The 24,970-nt window shown below is 58.6% G+C and carries 20 protein-coding genes and 1 pseudogene; 14 read left to right on the top strand and 7 right to left on the bottom strand.

The window, feature by feature from the left end:
- The first annotated feature begins 495 nt into the window (after positions 1 to 495).
- The 9 genes from ASC97_RS35855 (at position 496) to ASC97_RS28570 (ending at position 10,033) form a co-directional block, all read left to right on the top strand.
- Positions 496 to 693 carry a hypothetical protein gene (locus tag ASC97_RS35855; protein ID WP_057471702.1) on the top strand — a complete coding sequence of 66 codons (198 nt, stop codon included), beginning with the start codon at positions 496 to 498 and terminating at the stop codon, positions 691 to 693.
- 268 nt (positions 694 to 961) lie between these two features.
- Positions 962 to 2,314: an LLM class flavin-dependent oxidoreductase gene (locus tag ASC97_RS28535; RefSeq protein WP_057471703.1), complete on the top strand. Its 1,353-nt coding sequence runs from the start codon at positions 962 to 964 to the stop codon at positions 2,312 to 2,314.
- A 24-nt stretch (positions 2,315 to 2,338) separates the two neighbouring features.
- A complete protein-coding gene (locus ASC97_RS28540) occupies positions 2,339 to 3,196 on the top strand; it encodes an ABC transporter permease (protein ID WP_057471704.1) in 858 nt (285 codons plus the stop codon).
- 36 nt (positions 3,197 to 3,232) lie between these two features.
- Positions 3,233 to 4,222, top strand: a complete 990-nt coding sequence (locus ASC97_RS28545) for an ABC transporter substrate-binding protein (RefSeq protein WP_082530209.1) — start codon at positions 3,233 to 3,235, stop codon at positions 4,220 to 4,222.
- 8 nt (positions 4,223 to 4,230) lie between these two features.
- Entirely contained in the window at positions 4,231 to 5,004 is a 774-nt protein-coding gene (locus ASC97_RS28550; protein WP_057471849.1) for an ABC transporter ATP-binding protein, read from the top strand.
- Positions 5,005 to 5,177: 173 nt separating this feature from the next.
- Positions 5,178 to 5,369, top strand: coding sequence for an aroma-sacti cluster domain-containing protein (locus ASC97_RS28555; RefSeq protein WP_057471705.1), 192 nt, complete (start codon positions 5,178 to 5,180; stop codon positions 5,367 to 5,369).
- Between the two features lie 93 nt (positions 5,370 to 5,462).
- Positions 5,463 to 8,063: an NB-ARC domain-containing protein gene (locus ASC97_RS28560; RefSeq protein ID WP_057471706.1), complete on the top strand. Its 2,601-nt coding sequence runs from the start codon at positions 5,463 to 5,465 to the stop codon at positions 8,061 to 8,063.
- 162 nt (positions 8,064 to 8,225) lie between these two features.
- The gene (locus ASC97_RS28565) at positions 8,226 to 9,149 is read left to right on the top strand and encodes a fatty acid desaturase (protein WP_057471707.1); all 924 of its coding nucleotides are present in this window, start codon (positions 8,226 to 8,228) and stop codon (positions 9,147 to 9,149) included.
- Between the two features lie 74 nt (positions 9,150 to 9,223).
- Entirely contained in the window at positions 9,224 to 10,033 is an 810-nt protein-coding gene (locus tag ASC97_RS28570) for a phosphate/phosphite/phosphonate ABC transporter substrate-binding protein (protein ID WP_057471708.1), read from the top strand.
- Between the two features lie 81 nt (positions 10,034 to 10,114).
- Here the strand turns inward: ASC97_RS28570 and ASC97_RS28575 are convergent, their stop codons facing one another.
- On the bottom strand, positions 10,115 to 12,283 hold the full coding sequence (locus tag ASC97_RS28575; protein WP_082530211.1) for a putative bifunctional diguanylate cyclase/phosphodiesterase: 2,169 nt from the start codon (positions 12,281 to 12,283) through the stop codon (positions 10,115 to 10,117).
- Positions 12,284 to 12,418: 135 nt separating this feature from the next.
- Positions 12,419 to 13,864, bottom strand: a complete 1,446-nt coding sequence (locus ASC97_RS28580; RefSeq protein WP_057471709.1) for a phospholipase D family protein — start codon at positions 13,862 to 13,864, stop codon at positions 12,419 to 12,421.
- Between the two features lie 569 nt (positions 13,865 to 14,433).
- Between ASC97_RS28580 and ASC97_RS28585 the strand changes: the two genes are divergently transcribed.
- A complete protein-coding gene (locus tag ASC97_RS28585; RefSeq protein ID WP_057471710.1) occupies positions 14,434 to 15,903 on the top strand; it encodes a hypothetical protein in 1,470 nt (489 codons plus the stop codon).
- Here ASC97_RS28585 and ASC97_RS28590 read toward each other — a convergent pair.
- On the bottom strand, positions 15,897 to 16,823 hold the full coding sequence (locus ASC97_RS28590; protein WP_057471711.1) for a glycoside hydrolase family 16 protein: 927 nt from the start codon (positions 16,821 to 16,823) through the stop codon (positions 15,897 to 15,899). The genes ASC97_RS28585 and ASC97_RS28590 overlap by 7 nt on opposite strands.
- A 27-nt stretch (positions 16,824 to 16,850) precedes the next feature.
- Positions 16,851 to 17,990, bottom strand: a complete 1,140-nt coding sequence (locus ASC97_RS28595; RefSeq protein ID WP_057471712.1) for a glycosyltransferase — start codon at positions 17,988 to 17,990, stop codon at positions 16,851 to 16,853.
- Between the two features lie 186 nt (positions 17,991 to 18,176).
- On the opposite strand from ASC97_RS28595, the pseudogene ASC97_RS35860 reads away from it, so the two are divergent.
- The 3 genes and pseudogenes from ASC97_RS35860 to ASC97_RS28605 form a co-directional block, all read left to right on the top strand.
- Positions 18,177 to 18,305 (top strand): annotated as a pseudogene (locus ASC97_RS35860) (hypothetical protein); the annotation flags it as partial.
- Between the two features lie 222 nt (positions 18,306 to 18,527).
- A complete protein-coding gene (locus ASC97_RS28600; RefSeq protein WP_244481620.1) occupies positions 18,528 to 19,817 on the top strand; it encodes a GMC oxidoreductase in 1,290 nt (429 codons plus the stop codon).
- Complete coding sequence (locus ASC97_RS28605) at positions 19,807 to 20,832, top strand: NAD-dependent epimerase/dehydratase family protein (protein WP_057471714.1); 1,026 nt, start codon at positions 19,807 to 19,809, stop codon at positions 20,830 to 20,832. The genes ASC97_RS28600 and ASC97_RS28605 overlap by 11 nt, the downstream gene beginning before the upstream one ends.
- On the opposite strand, the gene ASC97_RS28610 is transcribed toward ASC97_RS28605, so the two are convergent.
- The 3 genes from ASC97_RS28610 to ASC97_RS28620 all read right to left on the bottom strand — a co-directional run bounded on the left by ASC97_RS28610 (position 20,829) and on the right by ASC97_RS28620 (position 23,734).
- Entirely contained in the window at positions 20,829 to 21,170 is a 342-nt protein-coding gene (locus ASC97_RS28610; protein ID WP_244481615.1) for a hypothetical protein, read from the bottom strand. The two genes, ASC97_RS28605 and ASC97_RS28610, sit on opposite strands and share 4 nt — an antisense overlap.
- A 103-nt stretch (positions 21,171 to 21,273) precedes the next feature.
- Entirely contained in the window at positions 21,274 to 22,572 is a 1,299-nt protein-coding gene (locus ASC97_RS28615) for a polysaccharide biosynthesis/export family protein (RefSeq protein WP_443216792.1), read from the bottom strand.
- Between the two features lie 91 nt (positions 22,573 to 22,663).
- The gene (locus ASC97_RS28620; RefSeq protein ID WP_057471851.1) at positions 22,664 to 23,734 is read right to left on the bottom strand and encodes a glycosyltransferase; all 1,071 of its coding nucleotides are present in this window, start codon (positions 23,732 to 23,734) and stop codon (positions 22,664 to 22,666) included.
- Positions 23,735 to 24,056: 322 nt separating this feature from the next.
- Between ASC97_RS28620 and ASC97_RS28625 the strand changes: the two genes are divergently transcribed.
- Complete coding sequence (locus tag ASC97_RS28625) at positions 24,057 to 24,782, top strand: sugar transferase (RefSeq protein WP_082530212.1); 726 nt, start codon at positions 24,057 to 24,059, stop codon at positions 24,780 to 24,782.
- The last annotated feature ends 188 nt before the right edge of the window (positions 24,783 to 24,970 follow it).

The following is a 24,970-nucleotide window of genomic DNA, read 5'->3' on the forward strand; positions in this document are numbered from 1 at the left end:
CATAAGAGCACGGTTGTTGTAACCGTCATAACGAAGCACGAAGCGAGCACTGCTGTCTTTCTAGTCTAGGGCAGCGGGCCGGTTATGGAGTGCTCGGCAAAGGTTGGGGTCGGGATGCAGATCATGCCGACCCTGTTTTCTTCTCATCTGTGAACCATTTCGCGCTGGCCAGACAGTCATGCCAGCGCCGCAGCCTTGTTTTTCGCAGTGCGGCAATTATCATATTTAATAGGAAGCTAAATATATATAAAAAGCAGTTGCTTGGACCGATTTTCGAGGCTATTTTCGGTCGAGATGAATTTGAGGTCGACGTCATCGGTTGTCCCAATTTGATCAGCCAGAGGGAACGGTCGCAAGGTTTGTCCAACTTCTTTCTTCCGCGAACGATGACGAAACTTCGAGCTGCGATTCGTAGGATCGTGAACCTAGCGCGTCGCAAATCGTTCATTCCAATTTGCTAATTATGATCCTGCATATGTGCGGGCGGAGTTTGTTATGCAAAGACAGGCTATTGTATTCAATGGGCAAGAGGTTGGAATTGTCGTTCCCGAAGAGAACCGCCTCAGGTTTATCGCTGTCCGGTTCCACGTTATTGACCTCGACAACAGGGTATTCGACACATTGACTGACATCCGCAGGGCAATTAGCGAACATCTTGCTGGTGGGGACCGACACATGCTCCTAACGCACTAGCACGAAGCTGGTCACCTTGAAGGATCGCACATCATCCGCTCAACGAACTTCGCCATGTGTGACCACACTGCGGTCCCGGCAGACGTTCGTCCGTCAGCCTTCTGTGTGGTCTTCAGCGCTGTCCAATCGAATGAGCCCGCACCAATCTATCGTAGGCCGATATTTCACATAGTTTGTTTCACCATATAGCCTAAAATTGGAAACCCCTGCCTCCCATGGATTGAAATCTATCGATTTGATAGACAACAGGCAATTCGGGAGCAGACACATGACGCGGACGATCAAACTTGGCGCATTTCTTCCTGGCGGAGGGCAGCATATCGCTGCCTGGCGACATCCCGGTTCTCCAGCGGATGGAGCAACGAACTTCGAGTTTCACAAACAGCTGGCGCTAACCGCCGAACGTGGGCTGTTTGATGCCTTCTTTCTCGCCGACAACTTGTCGGTCGGGTTGGGAGGACGGGAAGGCGGCAACGCAAAGATCGCGGGCTTCGAACCTGTCACGCTTTTCTCTGCTCTTGCACCGCTGACACAAAATATCGGCTTCATTGCAACGTCGTCGACCACCTACGAGGAGCCATACACCGTCGCTCGCAAGTTCGCGTCTCTCGACCTGTTGTCGAACGGCCGCGCCGGATGGAACGTCGTAACCTCAGCCGGCGACGAAACTGCCCGCAATTTCAATCTGGATGTGCAACCAGCTCATGCCGATCGGTACAGCCGAGCCCAGGAACACGTCGATGTCGTCAAGGCCTTGTGGGACAGCTGGGAGGACGACGCGTTTCTCAGGGACAAGGAAACCGGCAGATTTTACGATCCTTCGAAGCTCCACGATGCTGATTATCGCGGCAAGCATTTCAGCGTGAAGGGACCTTTGAATGCGCCCCGTTCGCTTCAGGGGCATCCCGTCATCGTCCAGGCTGGACAGTCCGAGGATGGACGAAAGCTCGCCACGACCTCGGCTGAAGTCATCTTTACGGCGCATCAGACCCTTGCGTCGGCGCAGGAATTCTACCGGGATATCAAGTCTCGCGTCAGGGCGGCAGGACGGTTGCCGGAACATGTCCTCATTATGCCGGGGGTCGCGCCCTTCGTGGGGCGCACGGAACAGGAAGCTCGAGAGAAGTACGATTACCTCAACAGCCTTATCCTCCCCGAGGACGGCGTCGCGTTGTTGAATGGCCTGACAGGAGGCACATTGGATCTCAGCGGCTATCCGCTCGACGGACCGTTGCCTCACAGTGACGAAACAGAGGGGCTGAAGAGCCGACAGACACTTATCCGCCAGATCGCCGACGAGCATGGATTTACAATTCGCCAACTCTATCAGTGGGTCGCGACAGCTCGCGGACACTATACAATCGTTGGCAGCGCCGAACAGATCGCCGATCAGCTTCAATCCTGGTTCGAAAACGAGGCCGCCGACGGATTTAACATCCTTCCGCCTTGGCTTCCCGGCGCTCTGGACGACTTCGTCGACCTTGTGATCCCGGAACTGCAAAAGCGCGGTCTGTTCAGAACGCGGTATGAGGGGCGAACCCTGAGAGAAAACCTGGGTTTGCCGCGTCCGGTCAACACCTGGACGACCCGGGCGCGCGTCATCGCCGACGCAGCCGAGTAGCCAATCAACCGGGAGACAACTCACATGACTCTTCAGGATGTCGAACGTCCGGCTGCAATCGAGCACCAAACAACTGCCGAAACCCGCTGGGCGAGTCCCCGTTTGCTGATCCGCGCGATATGTAGTTCCGCGTCAAGGCTCGTCGCCCAGTACGGGGCACTGGTTGTCTTTCTGGCCCTCTGGCAGATCTCCAGCCGCGCGGGCTGGATCAGCGCATCCCTGCTGCCGTCGCTGGACATGATCGCAGTGGCACTCTGGAAAGGTATAGCGGGTGGTGCGCTCATCGACGACATTGCCATAAGCCTTCAGCGCGCCGGCCTCGCCTTCGTGGCTTCCGTGGTCGTCGCGATACCGCTGGGGCTCGTCATGGGGCAGGTTCGCCCCATCGAGCGCGCACTTGATCCTATTCTTCAACTCTTCCGACAGACTTCGGCACTGGCCCTCTATCCCGTCTTCATCCTGTTTCTCGGACTCGGCGAGGCCTCCAAGGTATTCGTGATTTTCTGGGCGACACTCTTTCCTCTCCTGCTGAACACGATCAGCGGCGTGAAGGAAGTCGATCCGAAGCTGATCGAGATGGCGCGGGTCTATGGAGCCAAGGGCCCCACGATCTTTAAGCGCGTCATCCTGCCGGGCGCGGTCCCGTCGATCTTTGTAGGCCTTCGCCTCAGCGCTACCACCGCACTCCTTTTGCTCATTGCCGCGGAGATGATCGGAGCCAACAAGGGCGTGGGATTCCAGGTGCTCAATGCGCAGTACAACTTCCAGATTCCGCTGATGTTTGCCGCGATAACTATCCTGGCACTGCTTGGCCTCTCAACCAACTACGCCCTGGTGTTTCTGCAGCGCCGGCTTTGCCGCTGGAATGAGAAATTCCTCTGACTGCCTTCCAACGACCCATTGCAAAGGAACCATCCCATGGCATCTTCTTTCCACCTTCGCGCAGCCGCAGCGTTGCTTATCGGGGCCTCCTTGACTGCAGTTGCAGGTCCTGCACTTGCCCAAGAACCTGTGACACTGCGCTACCTTGCAAGCCGAGGCAGCATCAGCCCACACGAGCTTGCCGACGAACTCGGCTATTACAAGGATTTCGGTATCAAGCTCGAAGATGTCGGCTACGCAGCCGGGGGACCAGAATCCCTCTTCGCTTTGGCGTCCGGAAGCGTCGATATCGGATCTGCCGCAACCGCTGCTGTCATCAATTCAATTGCCGGCGGCAATGACTTCGTGGCCGCCTACCCATCAAATGGCATCAACGACGAGGTCAAGAGCACGTTCTATGTCCTTGACGGCAGCCCCATTCACTCTGTTGCCGATATTCAAGGCAAGACGATCGCCGTCAACACCCTCGGCGCGCACCTTGACTACGCGATCCGTGAGGCCTTGCATAAGGCCGGCCTCCCTCAGAATGCTGCCAACCTGGTGGTCGTACCCGGCCCGCAACTGGAGCCGACATTGCGATCGGGGCAGGTCGATATCGCGGCTCTGGGCTATTGGCAGGCCACCTTCGAAGGCATGCTGGTCAAAAACGGCGGCGTCAAGCCGGTCTTCAACGACACGGACGTGCTGGGCGATATCGCCGGCGGCTATACGGTCGTTCGACGAGATTTCGTCAACAGCCACCCCGATGCCGCCGCCAACTTCGTGAAGCAGGCAGCGCGAGCGGCTGACTGGTCACGCGAACATCCCGATGACGCGCGCAAGGTTCTTGCAGGCATCCTTGAGAAACGCGGCGAGAACCCAGAACTCGCCCAATTCTGGAAAGGCTTCGGCTTGCGCCCTGGCGCCGTATCCAATGAAAACGACCTGGGATTCTGGATCGGCGTGCTCGAGCGGGAAGGAAGTCTTCCGAAAGACAAACTGAAGCCGGCCGATATCCTTTTCCAAGCCTCAGCCAAAGTGAATTGAGCATGACAATGAGTGAGACGAACACCATCGGTGCGCAAGGCGGGGTATCGATCCGCGATCTCTCTAAGTCCTTCAGTATCAACGGTCGATCCGTCGATGTCCTGCGGGGCGTCAATTTCGACGTCCGCTCAGGCGAATGCCTGGCGATCGTTGGGGCTAGCGGTTCGGGGAAGACGACCCTCCTTCGGGTTCTCGCCGGCCTGGAGGCGGCGGACCGCGGGAGCGTCTTGGTCGACGGTCGCCCAATCGCCGGTGTGGGGCCGGAGAGGGCGGTCATCTTTCAGGAGCCACGGCTTCTCCCCTGGCTGAGTGTTCTGGAAAATGTCGCCTTCGGACTGGAGGTTCGCGGTATCGCGCGCAAAAAGGCCCAGGAGAGAGCCGCGCGATACGTTGCGCTCGTTGGTCTCAAGGACTTTACCGACGCCTATCCGAAGCAACTCTCCGGGGGGATGGCTCAGCGGGTCGGAATTGCCCGGGCGCTGACAATCCAACCGGAGATCCTGCTGCTGGACGAACCGTTTGGTGCGCTCGATGCCATGACCAAAATCACCATGCAGGAGGAGCTGACCCGTATCTGGCACGAGGAGAACGTGACGATGGTTGTCGTTACGCATGACCTCGAGGAAGCGATCTATCTTGCCGATCGGGTATTGATATTGCCGGTGAGCCGGACGGACAGGATGCGCACGATCGACATCGACCTTCCTCGGCCTCGCGACAGAAGCGAAGAACGCTTCGTGCGGTATCGGCAAGAGCTGCTTCGTGAGTTTGGGCTCCACTGAGAGCGGTTCCCGCTCTTCTTGGCTCACATCAGTATTCATCCGCTTCGCGACCGCTGTTCTCCTGGCTTTAAATTGGCGCTCCCTTCTCAATCCGGGCTCTTTCAAATAACGTGACAGCACCGTATAGTGACTTCGCTGCAGTTATTCTTTCTTGCTCGCAAGGAGAGGCGACAATGGCAAAATCCAACTATGACTTGCTCAAAGACGCGCAGATATTCGATGACGGCGCAGGGCTGACGGACGAGCAAAAGAAACAAGTCGAAGACCTGACCAAGGAAGAGGTTCAGGCCCTGATCGATATCAAGAAAAAGCTCACGAAATTCACCTGGCCTATTCAAACAGTCATCCTTCCGCGGATGTTATAGGCGGCACGTCGGCCGCAACCAACAGCATGATCGAAGAAAATGGGAGCTCTGCCTCGCAGATTTGACCATTCCGCGCCCCAGTGGGCCACCCTTATGTTCACGGACATAGAGGGGTCGACCTTGCTTGTGCAAAATCATACGGATGTATTCTTCGCGGTTGTGGACCGTCACTTTGAGATTCTCCGGCAAGAAACGCTGGCCAACGGAGGAGCCGTGGTCGTCGCGCATTCCGACGCACTCTTCGCCTCCTTCGACAAAGCCGGAGACGCCTTTCGCGCCGCTGTTGCCGTTCAGCGGTCGCTCGCCCAGGAAAAATGGCCGGATGACATCGTCCTGAAGGTCAGGATTGGCCTGCATACGGGCGAGGTGTATCCGGTTGCCGATGCAGGCATCGGATATGTTGGCATAGACGTGCATCGCGCTGCCCGCATCTCGGAAGCCGCCAATGGAGGCCAGATCCTGATCTCCAGCGCAACGATGGCAGAGCTGGACAAGGACAAAGTTGACGCCGGCACGAACTTTCGTTTCCTGGGCAGTCATCGGCTGAAGGATCTTTCGTTTCCGGAGCACCTCTACGAAGTCCGCGTGTCAGGTCTCGATCGAGATTTTCCACCGATAAAATCGATAGACAACCACCCCACCAATCTGCCGAAGGCGACCAACGCCTTCGTGGGCCGACAGAGTGACTTGTCCGCGATCTCGGAACTGTTGATGCGCGATAATAAACGGCTGGTAACGCTGGCAGGGCCTGGCGGCGCCGGCAAGACGCGGCTGGCAATCGAGGCGGCGCGAGCGCTGGTTCCCTTCTACGGTGACGGTGTCTTCCTCGTGGCCCTCGGCGCGGTTGCCAAACCAAATCTCGTCCTTCCGGTAATCGCGCAGACACTCGGCGTGCCGGAATACAGGGGACGTACGGTTCTGGAAGGACTGACGCATTTCATGGCCACGCGGCAGCTTCTGCTTGTCGTCGACAACTTCGAGCACCTCATCGAGGCGGCGCTCGATGTACAGATGTTGCAGGAGCGCTGTCCCAAACTGGCTCTGCTGGTCACCACGCGCGAGCCGCTTCGACTACCCGAAGAGGTTGTCTACTCCGTTGGGCCCCTTGATCTGCCAGAATCGCCACTGGAGGCTGTCCAGTGTGATTCCGTGCGATTGTTCGCGGACAGAGCGAGAATAGTTACCCGCGATTTTGTTCTCGACGAACGAACGACCGCCCTGGTCACCAACATCTGCAGGCGGCTGGACGGGCTGCCTCTGGCAATTGAACTGGCTGCTTCCAGGCTGCGAATACTGAGCCTGCCGGAGCTGTCAGATCGGCTCGAGGAGAGCCTGTCGATGATTGGAAAGGCCCGCTACGGCACTGACCTCAGATATTCCACATTGGATGAAGCTATCTCCTGGAGCTATCGGCTGCTGAATTCAGAAGAGCAGGATTGCCTCGCGAGAATGTCGGTCTTCAGGGGTGGTTTCAATCTGTCGGCAATCGAATGCCTGTGTGGCGCGCGGATGCCGTCTGGGGTGCCGTTGGTCGAAATTCTGATGTCGCTCTGCGAGAAGAGCCTGCTCATGACAAATACCGCAGGCGGAAGCTCCAGATTTACGATGCTTGAGACAATCCGTCAGTTCAGCATGGCCAAGCTTGAGGCTTCCGGAGATGCCCATGCATGCAAGGCCCTCCATGCCGACTACTATTTGCAGTTGGTGGAGAACCTGTCTCCGGGATTGGTGGGATCCGGTCAGCGGCGGCAGGTCAGTGAACTGCAGACCGAAATGGATAACGTCAGGGCGGCGCTAGGCTGGAGCATGGAGCAAGCGGACTTCGACCGCATCAGTCGCTATTTGCAAGCGTTGCTATGGTACCTGATCCCCAGGGCGCAATTCACCGAGGGGCTGCTGTGGACGGACCGAGCATTGACGATCGCCTCGGAGGTCAAGGCAACCCGAGAGGTCGCCGTGCTGAACGACGTCACTGGATGGCTGAAACTGATTTCCGGCGACTACGCCGGGGGACTGCCGCATTTCAAGGCTGCGCACGACATTTTCAAGGCATTGGGTTGCGGCCGGGAGGTGGCGGCGACGATGATTACCTTGGGTGCGACAACCGCAGCGACGATAGAAGGGGACGAAGGACCGAACCTGGTCATCACAGCCCTGGAGTTGTGCCGCGAGCAGAACGACCCGCATTCTGCCGGTATTGCTTTGATCGCCCTGGGTGAGGGCGCTCGCGGTGGCGGCGATATGGAGGCGGCAGCGCAATGCTATAGGGAGGCGCTGGTTCTGATGCGGCAATGCGACGACCAGTATTGGATGGGCGCATTGCTTCTGAACATGTGCCACGTTTCGCTTCGCAGCGACGACCTTGAAACCGCGCAGACATACCTGCGGGAGGCAATCCGGTTGGCGAACGAATATGACTACACGATGATGATCAACCTCTATGTTGCGCTCGCAGGCGAACTGGCGTTGAAAAAGTCGAACGCTGAAGATGCGGCAAGATTGTTCGGAGCCGCGACATCGATGCTGCGCGAAGTCGGTGTTTCCTTCGAGCCGGCGGATCAGGCAGAATTCGACAATGCGATTGCGTCGGCAAGATCGCAGCTCGGCGGCGCGCGGTATGGGGAGCTTGCCGCAGAGGGGATGTCCTGGGACAAAAACAGGGTTTTGGCCTTTGTGGCCGATGCGGCAGGATAAGGCTGACGCGCCCTGTACGCCTCTGAGGCGTCGCCTGCCCCTGCCATGGCGACCGCCGGCGTAGGCCAATTTTCCTGTTTAAATCCACAAATTAGATAAGGATTGTCTCCTGTTTTGTGGGCGCTCTGCTAGATTCCCGTCGTTGATGAGGAAATCAAACGCATGCTCGACAAGACTTCGCAGGTCGCCTTGACCGTTGTGCCGGCACGCCCGACAGAATGGCCAACCGTTATTCTTGCCCTGGTCATCCATGGCGGATTCCTGGCTCTTACCTGGTGGTGGCAATCATTGCCACTGTTCGTCCTTTGCATTCTGGGCGGGTGGCTGATCGCGTGGCATGGATCTCTCCAGCACGAAGTGATGCACAATCACCCGACCGGCAATCGGCGCATCAACGACGCCTTCGGATCCATTCCGCTGTCGCTCTGGTTGCCCTATCAGATCTACAAGACAAGCCATCTTGAACATCATCGTGACGAATTCCTCACGGATCCGATCGAGGATCCGGAATCCTCGTACTTCACCAAGGCTGCCTGGGAACGGCTCGGCGGTTTCGGTCGCCTTCTGGCGCGATGGAATTCGACGCTGCTTGGCCGCCTCATCATCGGTCCCGCGGTGATGATTTTCAGCTTTCTGGCGCAGGAGCGCCGAATGCTCGCGTCGAACGAGCCGCGGCGGCGGCGGATATGGGCCTTGCACGGCGCCTGCGTTCTGGCCGTTCTTGCTTGGGTCACGATCATCTGCGGTATGCCGCTCTGGCTCTACCTCTTCGGTTTTGTCTATGTCGGTGCGGCAATGACGCGCTTACGGTCCTTTGCCGAACATAGATACGCCGAGAGCCATGAGGAACGCACGGCGATCGTTGAAAACAGCCCGCTCTTCGGCCTGCTTTTTCTCTACAACAACCTGCACGTCCTCCATCATCGCAAGCCCGGCATATCCTGGTATCGCCTGCCATCGGTCTACCGCCAACAACGCGAGACGCTGGTGCGTTCGAATGGGGGATTGGTCTATGATGGGTATTGGGACATTGCCCGCCGCTTCCTGTTGAAGCCGCACGACAATCCAACCCATCCCCACCACTGAGGATCCGCCGGCGTCGCTGCACTCGCCCGTTGTTGTCGCTGTAGCCCCTGTTCTGCCACATGAAAGAGTCTTAGATGCGTCTCGCGAGCCTTGCCATGTACGTCAGTCCGCCCCCGCTCGCGGCTGCGACGATCTCGCTTTGGGACTTCTTGCGCGACGTCTTGCGGGAAGAGGGGCTTGTCGACGTTCCAGAAGCTTTGGACGAAGACCTGCGCTACGACGCTGCCTGGACGGATCCGGATCTTCTGCTCGCCCAGACCTGCGGCTATCCCTATGTGAAGCATCTGCGAACCAAGGTTCGGCTGGTTGCAACGCCTGTCTATTCGCACCCAGGCTGCGACGGGCCGGACAAATGCAGCTTCATCATCGTGCGCAAGGTGTCGCAAGCCCGATCGTTGGATGATTTGCGCGGGGTGAAGGCAGCCATCAACGAGCCGGGCAGCAACTCCGGGGCCAACCTTTTCCGCGCGAAGATTGCACCAATTGCCGGAGGCGCCCGCTTCTTTTCCTCGGTGGTCGAAACCGGCGGTCACGGAGGCAGCATCGATGCGGTGTCGACCGGCGTGGCCGATGTTGCAGCGATCGACTGCGTCACCTATGGCAACACGCTGCGCTTCGACCCCGCGCGGCTCTCGGGCGTTCGCGTGCTTGCCGAAACCGCGAAAGGCCCCGGACTGCCTTTCATCACACGGGGAAGCGCGTCTGACGACGAGGTCGCCGCGCTGCGGCGGGCGCTTGACAAGGCGATTGCCGAGCCGCGACTTGAGGCGGTGCGTGACACCTTGTCCCTCCGGGGTTTTGCGGCGCTCACTGACGCCGACTACGAGCCTCTGGCAGAGCTGGAGCGGGAGGCGCATCGCCTACACTATCCTGTCGTCGCCTGAGAGTTCGCCAGCAGTGGTCATATCGTCATTCTGAAGGCTCCGGGACTTCCTTCTCCAAATGAGTTTTTCTGCCCGGCGAGATCAGTCGACCTTTGTGGCTCGTCCCTGCATCAAGAGGGGTATCTGCCCCGCCGGCACAGGTCTGCTGAACAGGTATCCCTGGACTGCGAAACAGCCGGCGACCGACAGGAAATGCGCCTGTTCCTCCGTCTCGACGCCCTCTGCGATCACATCGAGTTCCAGCGTGCGTGCCAGGGAAATGATCGCCGAGGTGATTGCCATGTCGTCGGCATCGCCTGGAATATCCGTGATAAAGGAACGGTCGATCTTCAGTCGCGACAGCGGAAAGCTCTTGAGCGTGCTCAGGTTCGAGTAGCCCGTTCCGAAATCGTCGATGGCAAGGCTCACGCCGAGATCGTTCAGCTCGTTCATTTTCGCGACTGCGCCATGGACGTCCCGCATCAGAAGGCTTTCGGTGACTTCGATCTCAAGCCACCTGGGTTCGAGCCCGCTTTCGGCGAGAGCGGCGGCTACCTGCCGCGTCATGCCCGATTCCTGGAACTGCCGCGCCGACATGTTGACGCCGATCGTCACAGCAGGAAGGCCCATCGCCTGCCATTCCTCCGCCTGTTGGCACGCCTTTCGCAAGACAGCGTCGCCGATCGGAACGATGAGACCCGACTCTTCTGCGAGCGGGATGAAGTCTGCGGGGAACAGCAGCCCGTCCGTGGGATGGTTCCAGCGCACCAGCGCCTCCAAACCGATAACCTCGCCCGTTTGCATGTCCTTCTGGGGCTGGAAGTGCAGGACGAACTCGTCCAGCTCCACCGCCCTTCGCAGCTCCTCGGTTCTGCCAAGCTTCAGCCGGGCGTTCTCGGCCATGGCGGGCTCGAAAGTCCTGATTCCGTTGCGTCCGCTCTCCTTGACGCAGTACATCGCCATATCCGCATTAACGAACAATTCGGCGGCGGTTTTCCCGTGTGCGAGGAAGCGCGCCATGCCCATGCTGCAGGTAAGCTGCATCGCCATTCCGGCCAGTGTGAGCGGTTGCCCGATGGCGTTGCGGATGCGCGTCAGTCGTGGAAGGAAATCCTCGTCGGTCTGCTGCAAGGCGATGATGAATTCATCGCCGCCGACGCGGGAAACAAGACCGCCCTGTCCGACCGCCTCGGAGATCCGGTTGGCGACGACCTGGAGGAGCGTGTCGCCGACCGCGTGTCCCAAGCTGTCGTTGACGAGCTTGAAGTTATCGAGGTCCAGGAAGACGACCGCAACCTCGCTTGCAGATTCGATCGCGAGCTCCAGGATGCCGGCAAGCTTCCGGTCAAGCAGCGTTCGGTTCGGCAGCCCGGTCAGCGCATCGTGCTCGGCCAGGAAGGCGATCCGTTCGGCGTCGTGGTGGCGGTCGATTGCGATGCCAATCGTCTGTGCCACTCCCACAAGGAATTCGGAAAGACTTGCGTCCTGACCGAGCGATCCGTGGATCGCCAACAACCCGTGCTGCTCACCTTCGCCGGATGGAATTGCGAAGCAGCGCCACAATGCGGGGATGCCGACGATGTCCGATGGCAAAACGGACGCTGCGCGTGTGGTGGGCGATGCTGCCGCGAGATGTAGCGCCTCGCCGCCCCGGCGGTGCAGCAGGATGGCGGCGGCGGCGCCCTGGATGACCTCTTCGAGGAGGTCGGCAACCTCCTTCAGAAATGGGCTGAGATTTGCGCCCCGCGCCAGCGTTTGCAGGAGCCGCGCCTGCGCCTTCATCAGGAGTTCTGCCCGCTTTCGTGCGGAGATATCCCGCGATGCGCCCACCACGCCCATGACCTTGCCCGTCTTGTCCTTGAGCGGAACGCGCGACATCATGAGCCAGCGATTGCCTTTCAGACTGAGCTCCTCGACGCCAAGGTCCGGTTCGCCGCTATCCATAACGCGGCGTTCGATGGCAGCTATCTCCTCGGCCGCCTTGGACGGATGGAGGTCGAAGTCGGTCAGGCCGATGAGTTCCTGAACGCTGTCCAGTCCGTTGTTCGAGACAACCGCAGCGTTGGCGAACAGAAACCGACCGTCGAGATCCTTTGCGTAGATGTAATCCGGCACATGGTTGATCATGGCCTCCAGCCAATCGTAGCGATCGGCGAGGCCCGGCTCATGGGACCGCAGGAGGTCCCCCGCCCGACGCAGTCGCGAAGTCAGGTCGTCTGCCTCCGGAAGTGCCGGTGCTTTGTCGTCCGCTTCAACTGCTGCCTGCTGCATAGGTCCCTCGCCGTCCCGCGGTGCCAAGGTGTGACCAAACCCTTATGTATCTGTGAACAAGGGCACCTTCGAATCCGTCGCGAGCGATCTCTCTCCAACTACAGTAAACCGCTGGTTACGGAACGGTGGGAGGTGTCAAACTTGCGAGTCGATCGGCAGGAGTTTCACGAGGTCGGCGACAAGCCGCCGGCGGAATCCCGTTTCGGGCTCATCCCCGTAGCTGACGATCTCGCCGTCCCGCACCGTTTTCCAGACGATCCCGCCATTCGGATCGAGGAAGACGCGGTAGCTGTTGGCGGGCGCGACGCCGGTCGCCATATAGGCCGTTAGCCTCGAGGCAAGCTCCGGGCTCTCGATGTACAGGCCGGCTTCCGTGTTGATTACGGCTGATCGCGGGTCGAGGTTGAAGCTGCCGATAAACACGGCCTTGCTGTCGAAGACCATGGCCTTGGTGTGCAAGGCTGCCCGCGACCGCGCGGAACCGAGCGACCAACCTGTCCGGAAGGCGTCGGTGTCCGAGCGCAGCTCGTAGAGCTCCAGGCCGTTCTCGAGCAGGCGCCTGCGGGTTTTGGCATAGACAGAATGCGCGGCGAGCTGGTTGTTAGAAGCGAGCGAATTGGTTAGCACCCGTACGCGAACATGACGTTCGTGCAGCGCCTTGACGATCGCCTGCGCCCCGGCGGGCAGCACGAAATAAGGCGCCTCGGCGAGCAGCTCCTCCTTCAACTCGGAGACCCGTCCGCGAATGAAGGCGACCACGTCGTCGGCAGCCTTACCGCGGGCGATTGCTTCCGGGTCGTCTGCGATGATCCGGCCTGGCGCCCACACCAGACTGTCGCGCAGCTCGGCGCTCCGGGCCGCCAGCTCGTCGAGATCCTGGTTGATCGGATAGGGGTAGTCGGCTGCGGCAATCTCTTGGCGCAAGCGGGTCAGGATGGCATCGAGATCGGTGGCGTCGTAGGTGCGCCCCACGATTGTTGCGATTGGAACAGTCGAGGCGCTGTTCCAGTATCGGTCGAAAACCCCGGACAGATCGCCCACAACGGGTCCGACCGCCAGTACATCCAGGTCGCGAAAATTGGCGACGGTGTTCACCCCATAGTAATCGTCGCCGATATTGCGGCCCCCGACGATCGCCGCCGAATTGTCTGCGACCATCAGCTTGTTGTGCATGCGGCGATTGACCCGTCGGAAGTCAGTAAGGAAGTCCAGCCTGGACCACCTCCGACTTTTGGTCGGGTTGAACAGACGAATTTCGACATTGGAGTGGGCGTCGAGGGCAGCTTTGACCTGATCACTGGCCTTGTAATAGGGATCGTCGACGAGGAGCCGCACCCGGACCCCACGATCAGCCGCCCTCATCACGTGGTCGACAATGATCCGGCCAGTCGTGTCGCCGTCCCACACATAGTACTGCAAGTCGAGATATCGCTCGGCAAGGTCGGCCAGCGCCAAGCGCGTGATGAAGGCCTCTCGCGCTTCGCTTAAAAGGCTGAAGCCGGAGAGGCCAGGATGTGCGGCGGCGGCCGGGCTGAAGAACGTGTCCAACCGGGTTAGCGCGGTATGCTCGAACCCCGTCATGGCTTTTGTCTCGGGTTAGCGGCGGTGGCGCCTGGTCACTTCGAAAACTTCATGATCTCGGCCTACATCGTCGCGTCTTGGAGGCGAGAACTGGTTGATTTAGGCGGCTTTTGCGCAGATCCGATTTGACCAGTGCACGGCGCCAAACTGACCGATCTGGGGATCGTCCTGAGCGCACCCAAATTGGCGCCGGGGAAAAGGCACCAACGGACAGCGCTCCGGATGTTCCCTCTCTGTTGGGATAAAACGATAACACGGTTCACATGCAATGTCGTCACCGTTCAATCCGGACGGTGCGATGCCGTGGTCACTGCCCAGTGTCACTCGCAGGAATTGTCCGAGTGAAGGAAAATATGGTGGCAAAAATCGAGAGCGGCTATAGTATATGTCGTCAAAGTGGTGAATCGTTACCAAGAAATCTACTTATCGAGCAAAGCAATATGCTATTTTGATGATTTTATATTTACGATCGTGCCGATATGATTTATGAGCTTTCCAAATAAAACCAATGATCATATCGTGCGAGGCAGCGGAGACGGTTCTATTCGAATTCTTCGGGTCTAAAGACGATGAGTATTGAGCCGATAGGAATATTTACGGTATTGTTGGGGCTGTATAGTCTGGCGTCAGGCTATGCCTCGACGGCCACCGTCTTCGTGGTGATGACATTGTTCGGGTCGGCGGCGGCAATTCTCGCTGGCGCCGCGAATGTGCAGCCAGCCCATCTCTTTCTCCTCTTTCTTGCGATTGCCACTTTCGGCAACGGGACGCGCTGGCCGGTAGCGCTGAAGATGCTGCATTTCGGGCAGGCGGGTTTCTGGCTTGCCCTTCTCGCAGTCTATGGAGCGGCATCGGCCTATTTCCTGCCTCGGTTCTTTGCCGGCGAGAGCATGATCATCCCGTTGGGCGTATCTGAGTATCCTTCGAGTGGCGGAACCGTCCCCCTGGGGCCCGTTTCAAGCAATCTGACACAGACGATCTATATCGCCGCCGATGTCGTCTGCTTCCTGACGATCCTGGCCTTGGGCTCAACGCGAACCGGCTTCATGGCTGTTGTGAACGGTCTCATCGCGTATGCGGGCTTCAATGTCTTCTTCGCGATGCTTGACCTGGCGACAAGTGCGACAGGCACACAGGACCTCCTCCAGTTTATGCGAAACGCCTCGTACGCATTTCATGAAAACGAGACCGTCTACGGGATGAAGCGTATAGTCGGTTCCTGGCCGGAGACCTCAGCCTTTGCAGGCACGACACTCGGCGCTCTCGGATTCACCGGCACGATGTGGCTTTGCGCACGCAAGAGCGGATGGACGGGCCCGCTTGCCCTGGCCTCGCTGCTTCTGATCGTTCTGTCGACGTCGTCGACGGGGCTGGTGGCGGCACCCGTTTGCCTTGCCATCTTGTACATGACAGCATTGGTGCGGAGCGGTGTCACGCGAGGCAGCCGCCACAGCGCTGCCGTGGCGCTGCTCGCTCCGCCGTTTGTCGTCGTCTGCGTGCTTGTCGTGATCATCCAACAAAGTCTCTACAATCTGGTCCACGAGTATGTCGATCTACTCGTCCTGAGCAAAGCGACGTCGGATTCAGGATTGGAGAGGGGGTCCTGGAACACGTACGGCCTGCAGAATTTCTGGGATTCATGGGGTCTTGGCGTCGGATTGGGAACGGCGCGTACGTCGAGTTTTCCGGTGGCCGTCTTGTCGAATGTCGGGGTTCCCGGCGCGATCTTTTTCTCGCTGTTTGCCCTGTCGGCGTTGTGGCCTTCACACGACGCACGGCGGACCTTCGAGTCCGATGTCCGTCTAGCTGCCCGCAACGGCTGTTTGTGTCTTCTCGTCGGGGCAGTCGCGTCGGGAGCGACGATCGACCTCGGGTTGCTGTTTTTCATCCTTGCAGGCCTTGCGAGCAGCAAGCCATCACTGGACGAGGTGCCCACGTCGCCTTTATCAGCTGCAGGGAACATGGGACCGCGCCCGATCACGGAGGCGCTCGGCTCCCCCGACGGCGACATCAGCCGTGGACCCTCGGGCCGCTACTGATAGACCTGAAAATAATCGACGCGCATCTGCGTGAGCAATTCGTCCGGGTTTCGCTTCTGGGGAACGTCATTGTGTAGTGCAAGCGTCAACAGCGGCCAGAACACGTCGGCGTCCAGATCGAGGTCGGCAGAACGATTGATCGGCCAATTCGCCGGCAAGCCGGTCCGCGTGTCGATCACGGGTTTTCTTTCGAAATATGGCACGCACCGCGTTTCATCGACGAGGATGCCATAGCGGCAATAGCCCTGCGTCATGTCGAGCGTCGTGGACACACCGGTCCCCTCATGGTGCTCCCCAGGCTGACCCCACTCATGCAGATAGGCGCCATAGACGGTCGGTTCCCAGCCCTTGTGTTCAACGACGTCGAGTTCTATGCTGGTACTCGGGTTAAGAATGCTGCGGCCATTCAACATCCAGAATGCCGGCCAGCTGAGCGGGTGCTTGGGAAAAAGCATGCGTGCTTCGAAGTATCCCTGCCGCCAACCCTTGGTAACGATGCCGTCCCTTCTGGCCGTTTGAAGGCTGCCCGAGATCCACTGGTAGTCGCTGTGCGTATTTCCATAATAGTTGGGAACCGCCATCGTCCTGCCAATGTACTTGGCGGAGATCTGCAGCGACTTGCCGTTGGTCGTTCGATCATCGTCGACGATATCGTATGGATTGAACCCCTCTTCGCCTGTGCGTCGGGCGAATGCCGATGCTCCATAGAAGCCGGGTTCCGCTGACGTCGGCTTCGGACCAGCGTTCCAAATGGACCACTCAATCCTATCGAAATCGTCTTCAAAGACGAGCTTGCGACCGACGGTCGGATCGTCTGTCGACGCGTACGCGGAAGGTTCAGGTATCAGCGCGAAGCCAAGCCCGAGAACGCCGGCGGACGCCTCGATGAAGCACCGTCGTGAAAGGACTGCCTTGTTCATCGAAGTCTCCTGTCAGTGCGAAAAGACTTATCCCGCGGCGACGCGCAAGGCGTCGGCATGAATGTCGACGACGTTCTCGGCGCTATATCGATCGATAAAGTCTTTCCGAAAGCGCGCATTGAGCCTCTCGGCCGGGAGATTGTCACAATAGTAAATCATCGCGTCGACGAGGGTCTGGCCGCCATCGGCGGCCACCAGGCGTCCCAGCTGCCGGTCGACCAGAATATCGCTCGGGCCAAATTCGCAATCCGTCGCGATAACAGGAAGCCCGAACCGCAATGCCTCACATATGGCGAGCGACCACCCTTCCCAACGCGAGGTCGAAACATAGACATCGCTGGCCGAGAGTGCCGGTTGCGGATTGTCGGGATAGTGCTCGATCGTGACACTCGCCCCAAGGCCGAGACGGCTAATCTCACTTCGAAGCTTCGCCTCGCCATTGCCATGGCCGACAATTTTCAGCCGGACGTTCCTGCGAAGCTTCGAAAGATTGGAAAAGGCCTGAAGCAGGATGTCCTGACCTTTTTGGTATGAAAAGCGGCCAACGTTGACAAACGTTACGCACTCATCCTCCTCGCCGCCTTTTTGGATGTCTATGCCATCAAATCGTCTGACCGGATTTGGAACCCAATACTGCGGCGTGTAGCTGCCGAACATCGTCTTGAAGGACTCGAGCTGCCTCGGAGATGTTCCGAATACGCAGGAAGCGCGCCTCAGGAAATAAGCTTTCATCAGAAAGAACAGAATCCTTGCCTTCAGATGGCTCTGCTCACGCCACGGGTTGCCGTGCAGATGCACCACAAAGTTTCTCCGGATGCCGATGCATGAAGCCATAGCGATCACAGCCGGTTCGATCTGGGGAACGACGACGAGGTCATAGTCCTTGCTGCTGATGACCTCCCGAAAGGTCCGCATCAGCTCGATACGGCTGCGCGGACGCCGGTCGATCGAGCGATAGTTCTGCGCGGAAGGCCTGTTGCTGTGGGTCGTGGTGTAGAGAACGTCGATTTCGAAATCGGCTGAATATTTCTCCGTGAGTTTGCTGCAGATCGTGTCGACGACGTGCTCGATTCCCGCAAAGGAATGGGTCCCGGGTTGGACGTAAAGGATTTTGCGACGGTGTACCGCTGCATCCTTCTGTCCTGGTGGGCCCGACTTTACTTCCATTTTTCTACGTCCTCTTGAACGGAGAGATTTGCGTAGTATGGTATAGAAAACAAATTGCAGAAAATTCGTAGGAAACTCCCTTGCTCGATCCGGTGTCATTCGACTTTCGGTGCGAAGAAATATTGTTGCCCCGCCGGAATACTTATTCATGGCGGTGCGAAATGCAACAATAAAGGTGCGAATGCGATGACGATAATCGATTTACAGTCGGCCTCTGGCGAAACTGTACTTCCTTTGCTGCGGTGTGACTTATGTATCGTGGGCTCGGGGCCGGCGGGCAGCACGATTGCACAAGAGCTGTCAAACACCGGCCTGCAGGTGGTCCTGCTTGAAAGCGGCGGTTGGGCAAGAAATGCAGAGGTTGATACGCTCAATGAAATCGAGAACGTAGGTCGGCCGCGGGTTGAGGACCAATGGTCGGTTCGCAATCGGATATTGGGAGGCAGTTCTCACACCTGGGGCGGGCGATGCGCGGGGTTTGACGAAATCGATTTCGAGGAGAGGCACTGGGTTCCCTATTCCGGTTGGCCGATTGCCATGGAAGATATGATCCCGTATCTGGATCGAAGCGCCGTTCATCTGGGTTTGGCAGTCGGCAGCGGCTTCAGCGACCAGCGTTTCTGGGATATCGCCCGACGATCAGCTCCCCATGCGGAGGTGGATCCGTCCCTCCTGCTGCCATTCTTCTGGCAATTCAGCAGGGATAAGACCGAAACTTACCCCTTCGAGTACATGCGTTTTGGGCGGCATCTTCCCGGCCGTCTCGGCTCGAACCTCACGCTGGTGACAGGGGCGACCGTTGTGCGGGTGCTGACGGTTGACTCCCAAGCCGGCGTTCGAGGCCTTGAATTTGCAACACTCGACGGCCGCCGGCACACGCTTGCCGCGTCGACCGTCGTGCTTTGCGCGGGAGGAATCGAGAATGCGCGCATTCTCCTGAATTCTGGCACCGGCACTCACCCCGGCCTCGGCAACGATCGCGACCAGGCCGGCCGCTACCTGATGGACCATCTTCGGGGCCCGGCCGCCTTCTTCGACCTCGCCGGATCGGAGGTCCTGCAACGCCGGTTTGGTCGCTACAACGTCAGAAGCCATTTCTTCCGGGCGGGCCTGCGCCTAAGCCCGGACGTTCAGCGACGCGAAGAGCTGCTCAATTGCTCTGCTTGGCTGGGCGAGGTTCTCGCGCCCGATGATCCATGGGATGCATTGAGACGATTTGCCGCCCGCAAGCCGGCATTGCCACAGGATGCGATCAGCCTCGTGAAGAACAGCCCGCTCCTATTGCGCGGCGCCAGAGACTATTTTGGAGCCCGCAACGGCCTCCCGCGCAAACTGCGTGAGCTGACGCTGGACACCATGTGCGAGCAGGTTCCGGACGCCGACAGCCGCATCACGTTGTCGCAGCATCGCGATCGCCTGGGTCTGAGATTGCCGAAGGTCGATTGGCGCAGCCATCCCGATGAGGCGCGCACGATGCATCGGATGGCGGAACTGGTTTCTGACGAATTGCAAAGGATAGGTCTGCCAAAGCCGATCCTTGCCGACTGGGTGCGCGACAAGGCGGAGGTCCCGGCGAGCTTTGTCGATGTGGCGCATCCGACCGGAACGACACGCATGTCGAGCGATCGCGGCAAAGGGGTGGTCGATGCCGATTGCGAGGTTCACGGCGTCGAGGGTCTGTTCGTTTCGGGCAGTTCGGTGTTCCCGACGGCCGGCCATTGCAATCCGACCCAGATGATTGTTGCGATGGCTGTCCGGCTCGCCGATCATTTGAAAGTCCGACCTGTGAGGCAAACTCCAGTCAAGGTGATGACAAATGTCGAGTAAGACGGTTCTTGTTACCGGCGCGACCGGGCGGATCGGGCAGGTGGTCGTCGCCGACCTGCTGGAGCGCGGGTATCGGGTGCGAGCAACGACGTCGAGGCCGCGTGCCGGCATCCACGCCGATCGTGATGTCGTAGACTGGCGAATGGTCGATTTTTTGCGGGAAAACGACTTCGACGATCTGGTTTCCGGCTGCGACGGCATCCTCCATCTGGCCGCCGAACTCGGAAAAAAGGACCGGATGGTGCGCGTCAACGTCGAAGCGACGCGGGAACTCGCAAAGGCTGCCGAACGTGCGGGTGTTTCGGTCTTCTGCTATACGAGTTCGGTTTCGGTTTACGGCAGCGGCCGTTCGACGAACATCGCCGAGGATTCCGATGTTCTAACGCATGATCGTGACGTGCCGTCGGAATACTGGGCGCTCGATTACGTCCGGGAGTATGGCCGAACCAAGCTTGCCGGTGAGCTTCAGCTTCGAGAGGTTGCAGCAAGGGTGCGCTATGTCGTCTTCCGACCAGCCGTTGTCGTCGATATTTCGCAAATCATCGGCGTCCGCGACTGGCCCCTCGTGAAGCGAATGCTGGCGGCCCACCGACATGCGCATCATATCTACGTACAGGATGTCTCGGACGCACTGATTTGGTTCATGCAGCGCGGCCTGACAGGTCAAGGAGATCCCGGGAGCGTGAGCGTCTACAATCTTTCGGAGGACGACAGGCCCAATCCGCGCCATGCTGATTTCATGCGTAAGGCATTCGCCGCAAGCGGCGACCGGCGCTATCGCACGGTCGCGGTGCCTGGGATCGCTGATTGGCTTCACGACGCCCTGCGGTTTCGATCGCTTCCTTTCAGAAACCCGCTCTGGTGCATGAGGTTTTCAAACGAGCGGCTGCAGGCGTCGGGATACCGTTTCCGGTTTGGAATGGCAAAGGCCGAAGAGCTTGCGTTGGAGACGCTGCGGCAGGAAGTGCCGCAAAATCAACAGAACGGAGAAAAACTTGCTGAGACGCAGGCCTAATCCGCGGAATACTTGGATTGAATCTTCTGCCACACGCGTCGGCGGCCGCCTGCGGTGCGCCGCGAGTAGAGGCAATACAGGATGCCGTGGCCGAAAAGATAGCCGGCCTCGAGCACGACCGCAAATGCCACACTCCATGCAACTGACTGAAGAAGAGTGCTTCCGATCGAGTAGCTCGCGATTGCATAGGCAATCATCACGATGAGAACAGTAATTGTGAAAACAAGAACCGGCATGCGCAGTGCACAAGCCACGCCGATCAGGAAAGAAACAGCAGCTGCCCACTCCATTAGGTTGATTCGACCTCCTGTCCGGCACGACCCGTAGGTGTCTATCATCGGTCATCTGCAGGATGTAGGCAAGTCCAAATTAAATCGTCCACAGGACAGCCCGGGACGAGCGGCTGCCTGCTGCGTGTTCAACGCTACCCTATTTCCGGGTTTAATTGCTCGTGCGACTAGCGGGAGGAGGTATTTGCTCGCGCCGTTCGACGCGAATGACATCGCCGGGAGAGACCGGATCATTGTCGCTGACTATCACGCTCTCCACGCTGCCGCCAACGACCCGGTTGATCGTCGTTGAAAAGCTGTAGGTTTCCTTGTCCTCTTCCAACGCGGTGACTGCCATCGGCGCACGGATCTGCAAATTTCTCAAGAGATCCTTTGCCGTTTCGGTCTTCTCGGCGTTTGACGCAAATCGGTCGCGCAGTTCGGCGGCTTCTGTCAGCGCGTTGATGCGGTAGCGGTTGCGTACGTCGCCAATATCCTGGTCCACCTTCGCGACATCCTGCTGCGTCTTCAGGATGGCAAGTGACACATCGAGATTGCGGCTTTCCAGTTCGGCGACATTCTGGTTTGCACCGAGCTGCCGCGCTGAAACAGTCAATCCCTGGGTCACCAGCTTGTTGACGGAGCTGAGATCCTTGTTGGCGAGTTCAATCTGTTTCACGAGCGACGCGGCCTTGGCCTTGAGTGCCTCGATCTGATTTGTCGCCAGCACCCTGGCCTGGTTGAGAGCTTCGATTTCCGTATTCATGGAGCTCTCGCGAGTCTCGAAAAGCGCCTGCTCGTCCTGCATCATCCGGGTTACCCGAGGCTCGCTCGAATGCTCCAGGATATCGGGTGGAAACCGAATTTCCGTAGCATTGTTCAAAATTGCGTCGACACGCGCCTGTCGTGCGACGAGTTCAAGCCGCTCAGCCTCCAGCCCGCGCAGGTCACCGCGGCTGGACAGGGCGTCACGCTGCAGGCCGATCAGGTTCGGATCGACTGGCCCGATGCCTCCGGCCATGCTGAGCGCCTGGACGACGGTCAATCCGGGGCTGAAGCTGTATTTTCCGGGGTTGGTCACCATACCGGCCACAAAAATCGGGCGATAGGAGGCAATCTCCACCGATGCGTTGGGACGCTTCTGCATGCCCACCTGGTTCTGGAGCCGCTCACCGATGGAATCGGAAACCTGCTCCAGGGTCTTGCCTGCGGCCGGTATGATTCCGATGATGGGCAGGGACAGGTTGCCTGCGGCCGAAATGACAAAGTCGCCGGTCAATGGAACCCATTCGAACGCCGTCCCGGTGCTCGGCCGCCACTCGAAGACCCGAATCTTCAGGGTGTCCTGGGGTCCAAGGATATAATCCTGCGCAATCGCCTGGCACGGACCTGTCATCAGGGCCACGGCCGCCATAGCAACCCCGAGCGCTGCTTTCATATGTTGCCAGAGGCAAGCCATGGAATGCCCCATAGCAAAGGTGCGCCGACGCAAGACAAGGGATCGCATGCTGTTTCTCCCATCACACGGATTGCAGTGCGCCATCCGACGATTTTCCAGTTGGTTACGCGGGCAAGGCTAGCGCCGTCCCGGTTACCTGCTCGACGTGAGTGCGGAACCGGTCGACAAAGACGTCACGGCGAAACTCAGCGGCTCGCGAAACCGCATCGGCAGGATTAAAGTCCAGACGCTCCATGCGGTCAACGGCGTCTATTAATTCCTCCGTGGTCTGCGTCTGAAAGAACACGCCGGTCTTGTTGGCAACGACGGTCTCGGTTGCTCCGCCGCGCCCGAAGGCGATGACCGGTCGGCCGCTCGCCATTGCCTCGACAGGAACAATCCCGAAGTCTTCCTCGCCCGGAAAAACCAGTGCCTTGCAGTGTGCGTAGTGATGCTTGAGAACGTCGAATGGCTGCGAGCCCATGATCGTCACGGTGGGGCCGGCGATCTTCCTGAGTTGATTGAGCATCTCGCCGCCGCCGATCACGACCAGCTTGGCGTTAAGTCGATTGAACGCTTCTACTGCAAGGTCCGGCCTCTTGTAGCTGACGAGTTCGCCGGCCATCAGATAGTAGTCGCCGATCTCGGACGCCGGGACCGGGCGAAAGGAGGCTGTATCGACGGGCGGATGGATAACCGCTGCATCTCGCCGATAGTAGCTCTTTATGCGATGTGCGACCGTCGTCGAGTTTGCGACGAAATCGTCCACTCGGTTGGCCGTCGCCACATCCCAGGTTCGCAGATAGTGTGCCATCGGGGGCATCATCAGTCGTGTGACGAGCCGGGAACTGTCATAGTACCTGTTATACATGTTCCAGATGTAGCGCATCGGTGAGTGGCAATAGCAGATGTGCAAGGCCGGCGATGTTGGTATCACGCCCTTGGCCGGTCCGGATTCACTGCTGATGACAAGGTCGTAGGCGCCAAGGTCGATCTGTTCGAGCGCCATCGGCATGAGAGGCAGATACCTCTTGTACATCCTGCGGGCATAGGGCAGCGTCTGGATGAACGTCGTGCGGATCGTATGGGCCTTGATGGTCTCGGAAATGGCCGCAGGATCGCAGACATGCGTGTAGATATCCGCCGTCGGAAAAATATCACACAGGGCTTCCAGAACCTTCTCGCCCCCGCGCATGCCGACCAGCCAGTAATGTATGATTGCTACTCGCACACAATGCTCCAGGATCGGACATAATCGATATTACTGTAGCGGGTATGGCAGCAAAAATCACATAAGTTTCCATGATTTAATAGAAACGCGAGATATTTTTTTTCGCCAAGTTGAGATAATAGCTGCGTTTTACAGTGATGTCTCTCTCATACGTCGCATTGATGTAGTGTGCAGCGCAATAAACGCATTGTCAAACCGTTTAATACTTGTTAGCTTCCTTGTGCATGCCTGTTCGGCATTTCTCTGTACGTGTAGCAAACCTATCTATTATGTGGGGAGTACGCAGATGAGGGAAATTGATCTCGGTCTTGATTTCGACAGGTTCAATGAGACGCGGCTGCACGCTCGCCTTGCAGCTTCCCGGAACAGTGAAGCGATGAGCAAGACTTGGTCCTCCGCCGCCTCGGCGTCTCTTAAGTATGCGATTGATGCGGTACTGGCGGTCGTCGCCCTGCTCGTTCTGTCACCGATGATACTGATGCTCACAGCGATGCTGCTGGTATTGCAGGGCCGTCCCATTTTCGTTGCGCATCGGCGCATCGGCAAGAACGGTGCGACGTTCCCCTGTCTGAAGTTCCGGACGATGGTTCCGAATGCAGACGAGGTACTGGCCAGACATCTCGACGCCAATCCGCGCCAGAAGGAAGAATGGATGGCGACCCGCAAGCTCAAGGATGACCCGCGCGTCACGCCATTCGGAGCTTTGCTGCGAAAGAGCAGCATCGATGAAATCCCGCAGCTTGTGAACGTCTTGCGGGGGCAGATGAGCCTGGTCGGTCCTCGCCCCATTGTGGGCAGCGAGGCCGAACTCTACGGCGCCCATTTTGCCGACTACATCAGGGTTCGTCCGGGCCTTACGGGATTGTGGCAGGTAAGCGGGCGCAGCGACACGACCTATAGTGAGCGCGTGCAACTCGACGTCCTCTACGTGAGAGAACGCAGCTTTTTTGGCGATCTGGCGATCATGGTGAAGACGATCCCCGCGGTTCTGCGCTCGCGAGGCAGTTGTTGACGATCGCTTGTGCCCATGGTTGCGGCCGCCCATGCCTGAGGCTCCTCCCGGCAACGCGATCCGATTGCTCGATCGCGATGCGTCAGGTCGTGTTTGTGTCTGCCTTTCCTTGCGGCCTCCTTCGCGGGGTTTGCGAGAGGGTCTGGTAGGAGTTGGCGGTGCAGGACGCTTGTGAACGTCATCGATGT

This window comes from Rhizobium sp. Root1203, assembly GCF_001424945.1.
GTDB lineage: Bacteria > Pseudomonadota > Alphaproteobacteria > Rhizobiales > Rhizobiaceae > Rhizobium.

What these genes read in the sequence shown, in the direction of transcription:
- ASC97_RS28535 (WP_057471703.1), top strand. Translation starts at nt 962, where the DNA reads ATGACGCGGACGATCAAACTTGGCGCATTTCTTCCTGGCGGAGGGCAG.
- ASC97_RS28605 (WP_057471714.1), top strand. Translation starts at nt 19,807, where the DNA reads ATGTCGAGTAAGACGGTTCTTGTTACCGGCGCGACCGGGCGGATCGGG.
- ASC97_RS28585 (WP_057471710.1), top strand. Translation starts at nt 14,434, where the DNA reads ATGAGTATTGAGCCGATAGGAATATTTACGGTATTGTTGGGGCTGTAT.
- ASC97_RS28625 (WP_082530212.1), top strand. Translation starts at nt 24,057, where the DNA reads ATGAGGGAAATTGATCTCGGTCTTGATTTCGACAGGTTCAATGAGACG.
- ASC97_RS28610 (WP_244481615.1), bottom strand. Translation starts at nt 21,170, where the DNA reads ATGATAGACACCTACGGGTCGTGCCGGACAGGAGGTCGAATCAACCTA.
- ASC97_RS28575 (WP_082530211.1), bottom strand. Translation starts at nt 12,283, where the DNA reads ATGCAGCAGGCAGCAGTTGAAGCGGACGACAAAGCACCGGCACTTCCG.
- ASC97_RS28590 (WP_057471711.1), bottom strand. Translation starts at nt 16,823, where the DNA reads ATGAACAAGGCAGTCCTTTCACGACGGTGCTTCATCGAGGCGTCCGCC.
- ASC97_RS28540 (WP_057471704.1), top strand. Translation starts at nt 2,339, where the DNA reads ATGACTCTTCAGGATGTCGAACGTCCGGCTGCAATCGAGCACCAAACA.
- ASC97_RS28615 (WP_443216792.1), bottom strand. Translation starts at nt 22,572, where the DNA reads ATGGGGCATTCCATGGCTTGCCTCTGGCAACATATGAAAGCAGCGCTC.
- ASC97_RS28545 (WP_082530209.1), top strand. Translation starts at nt 3,233, where the DNA reads ATGGCATCTTCTTTCCACCTTCGCGCAGCCGCAGCGTTGCTTATCGGG.
- ASC97_RS35855 (WP_057471702.1), top strand. Translation starts at nt 496, where the DNA reads ATGCAAAGACAGGCTATTGTATTCAATGGGCAAGAGGTTGGAATTGTC.
- ASC97_RS28600 (WP_244481620.1), top strand. Translation starts at nt 18,528, where the DNA reads ATGGAAGATATGATCCCGTATCTGGATCGAAGCGCCGTTCATCTGGGT.
- ASC97_RS28580 (WP_057471709.1), bottom strand. Translation starts at nt 13,864, where the DNA reads ATGACGGGGTTCGAGCATACCGCGCTAACCCGGTTGGACACGTTCTTC.
- ASC97_RS28570 (WP_057471708.1), top strand. Translation starts at nt 9,224, where the DNA reads ATGCGTCTCGCGAGCCTTGCCATGTACGTCAGTCCGCCCCCGCTCGCG.
- ASC97_RS28620 (WP_057471851.1), bottom strand. Translation starts at nt 23,734, where the DNA reads ATGCGCGGGGGCGAGAAGGTTCTGGAAGCCCTGTGTGATATTTTTCCG.
- ASC97_RS28550 (WP_057471849.1), top strand. Translation starts at nt 4,231, where the DNA reads ATGAGTGAGACGAACACCATCGGTGCGCAAGGCGGGGTATCGATCCGC.
- ASC97_RS28560 (WP_057471706.1), top strand. Translation starts at nt 5,463, where the DNA reads ATGTTCACGGACATAGAGGGGTCGACCTTGCTTGTGCAAAATCATACG.
- ASC97_RS28555 (WP_057471705.1), top strand. Translation starts at nt 5,178, where the DNA reads ATGGCAAAATCCAACTATGACTTGCTCAAAGACGCGCAGATATTCGAT.
- ASC97_RS28565 (WP_057471707.1), top strand. Translation starts at nt 8,226, where the DNA reads ATGCTCGACAAGACTTCGCAGGTCGCCTTGACCGTTGTGCCGGCACGC.
- ASC97_RS28595 (WP_057471712.1), bottom strand. Translation starts at nt 17,990, where the DNA reads ATGGAAGTAAAGTCGGGCCCACCAGGACAGAAGGATGCAGCGGTACAC.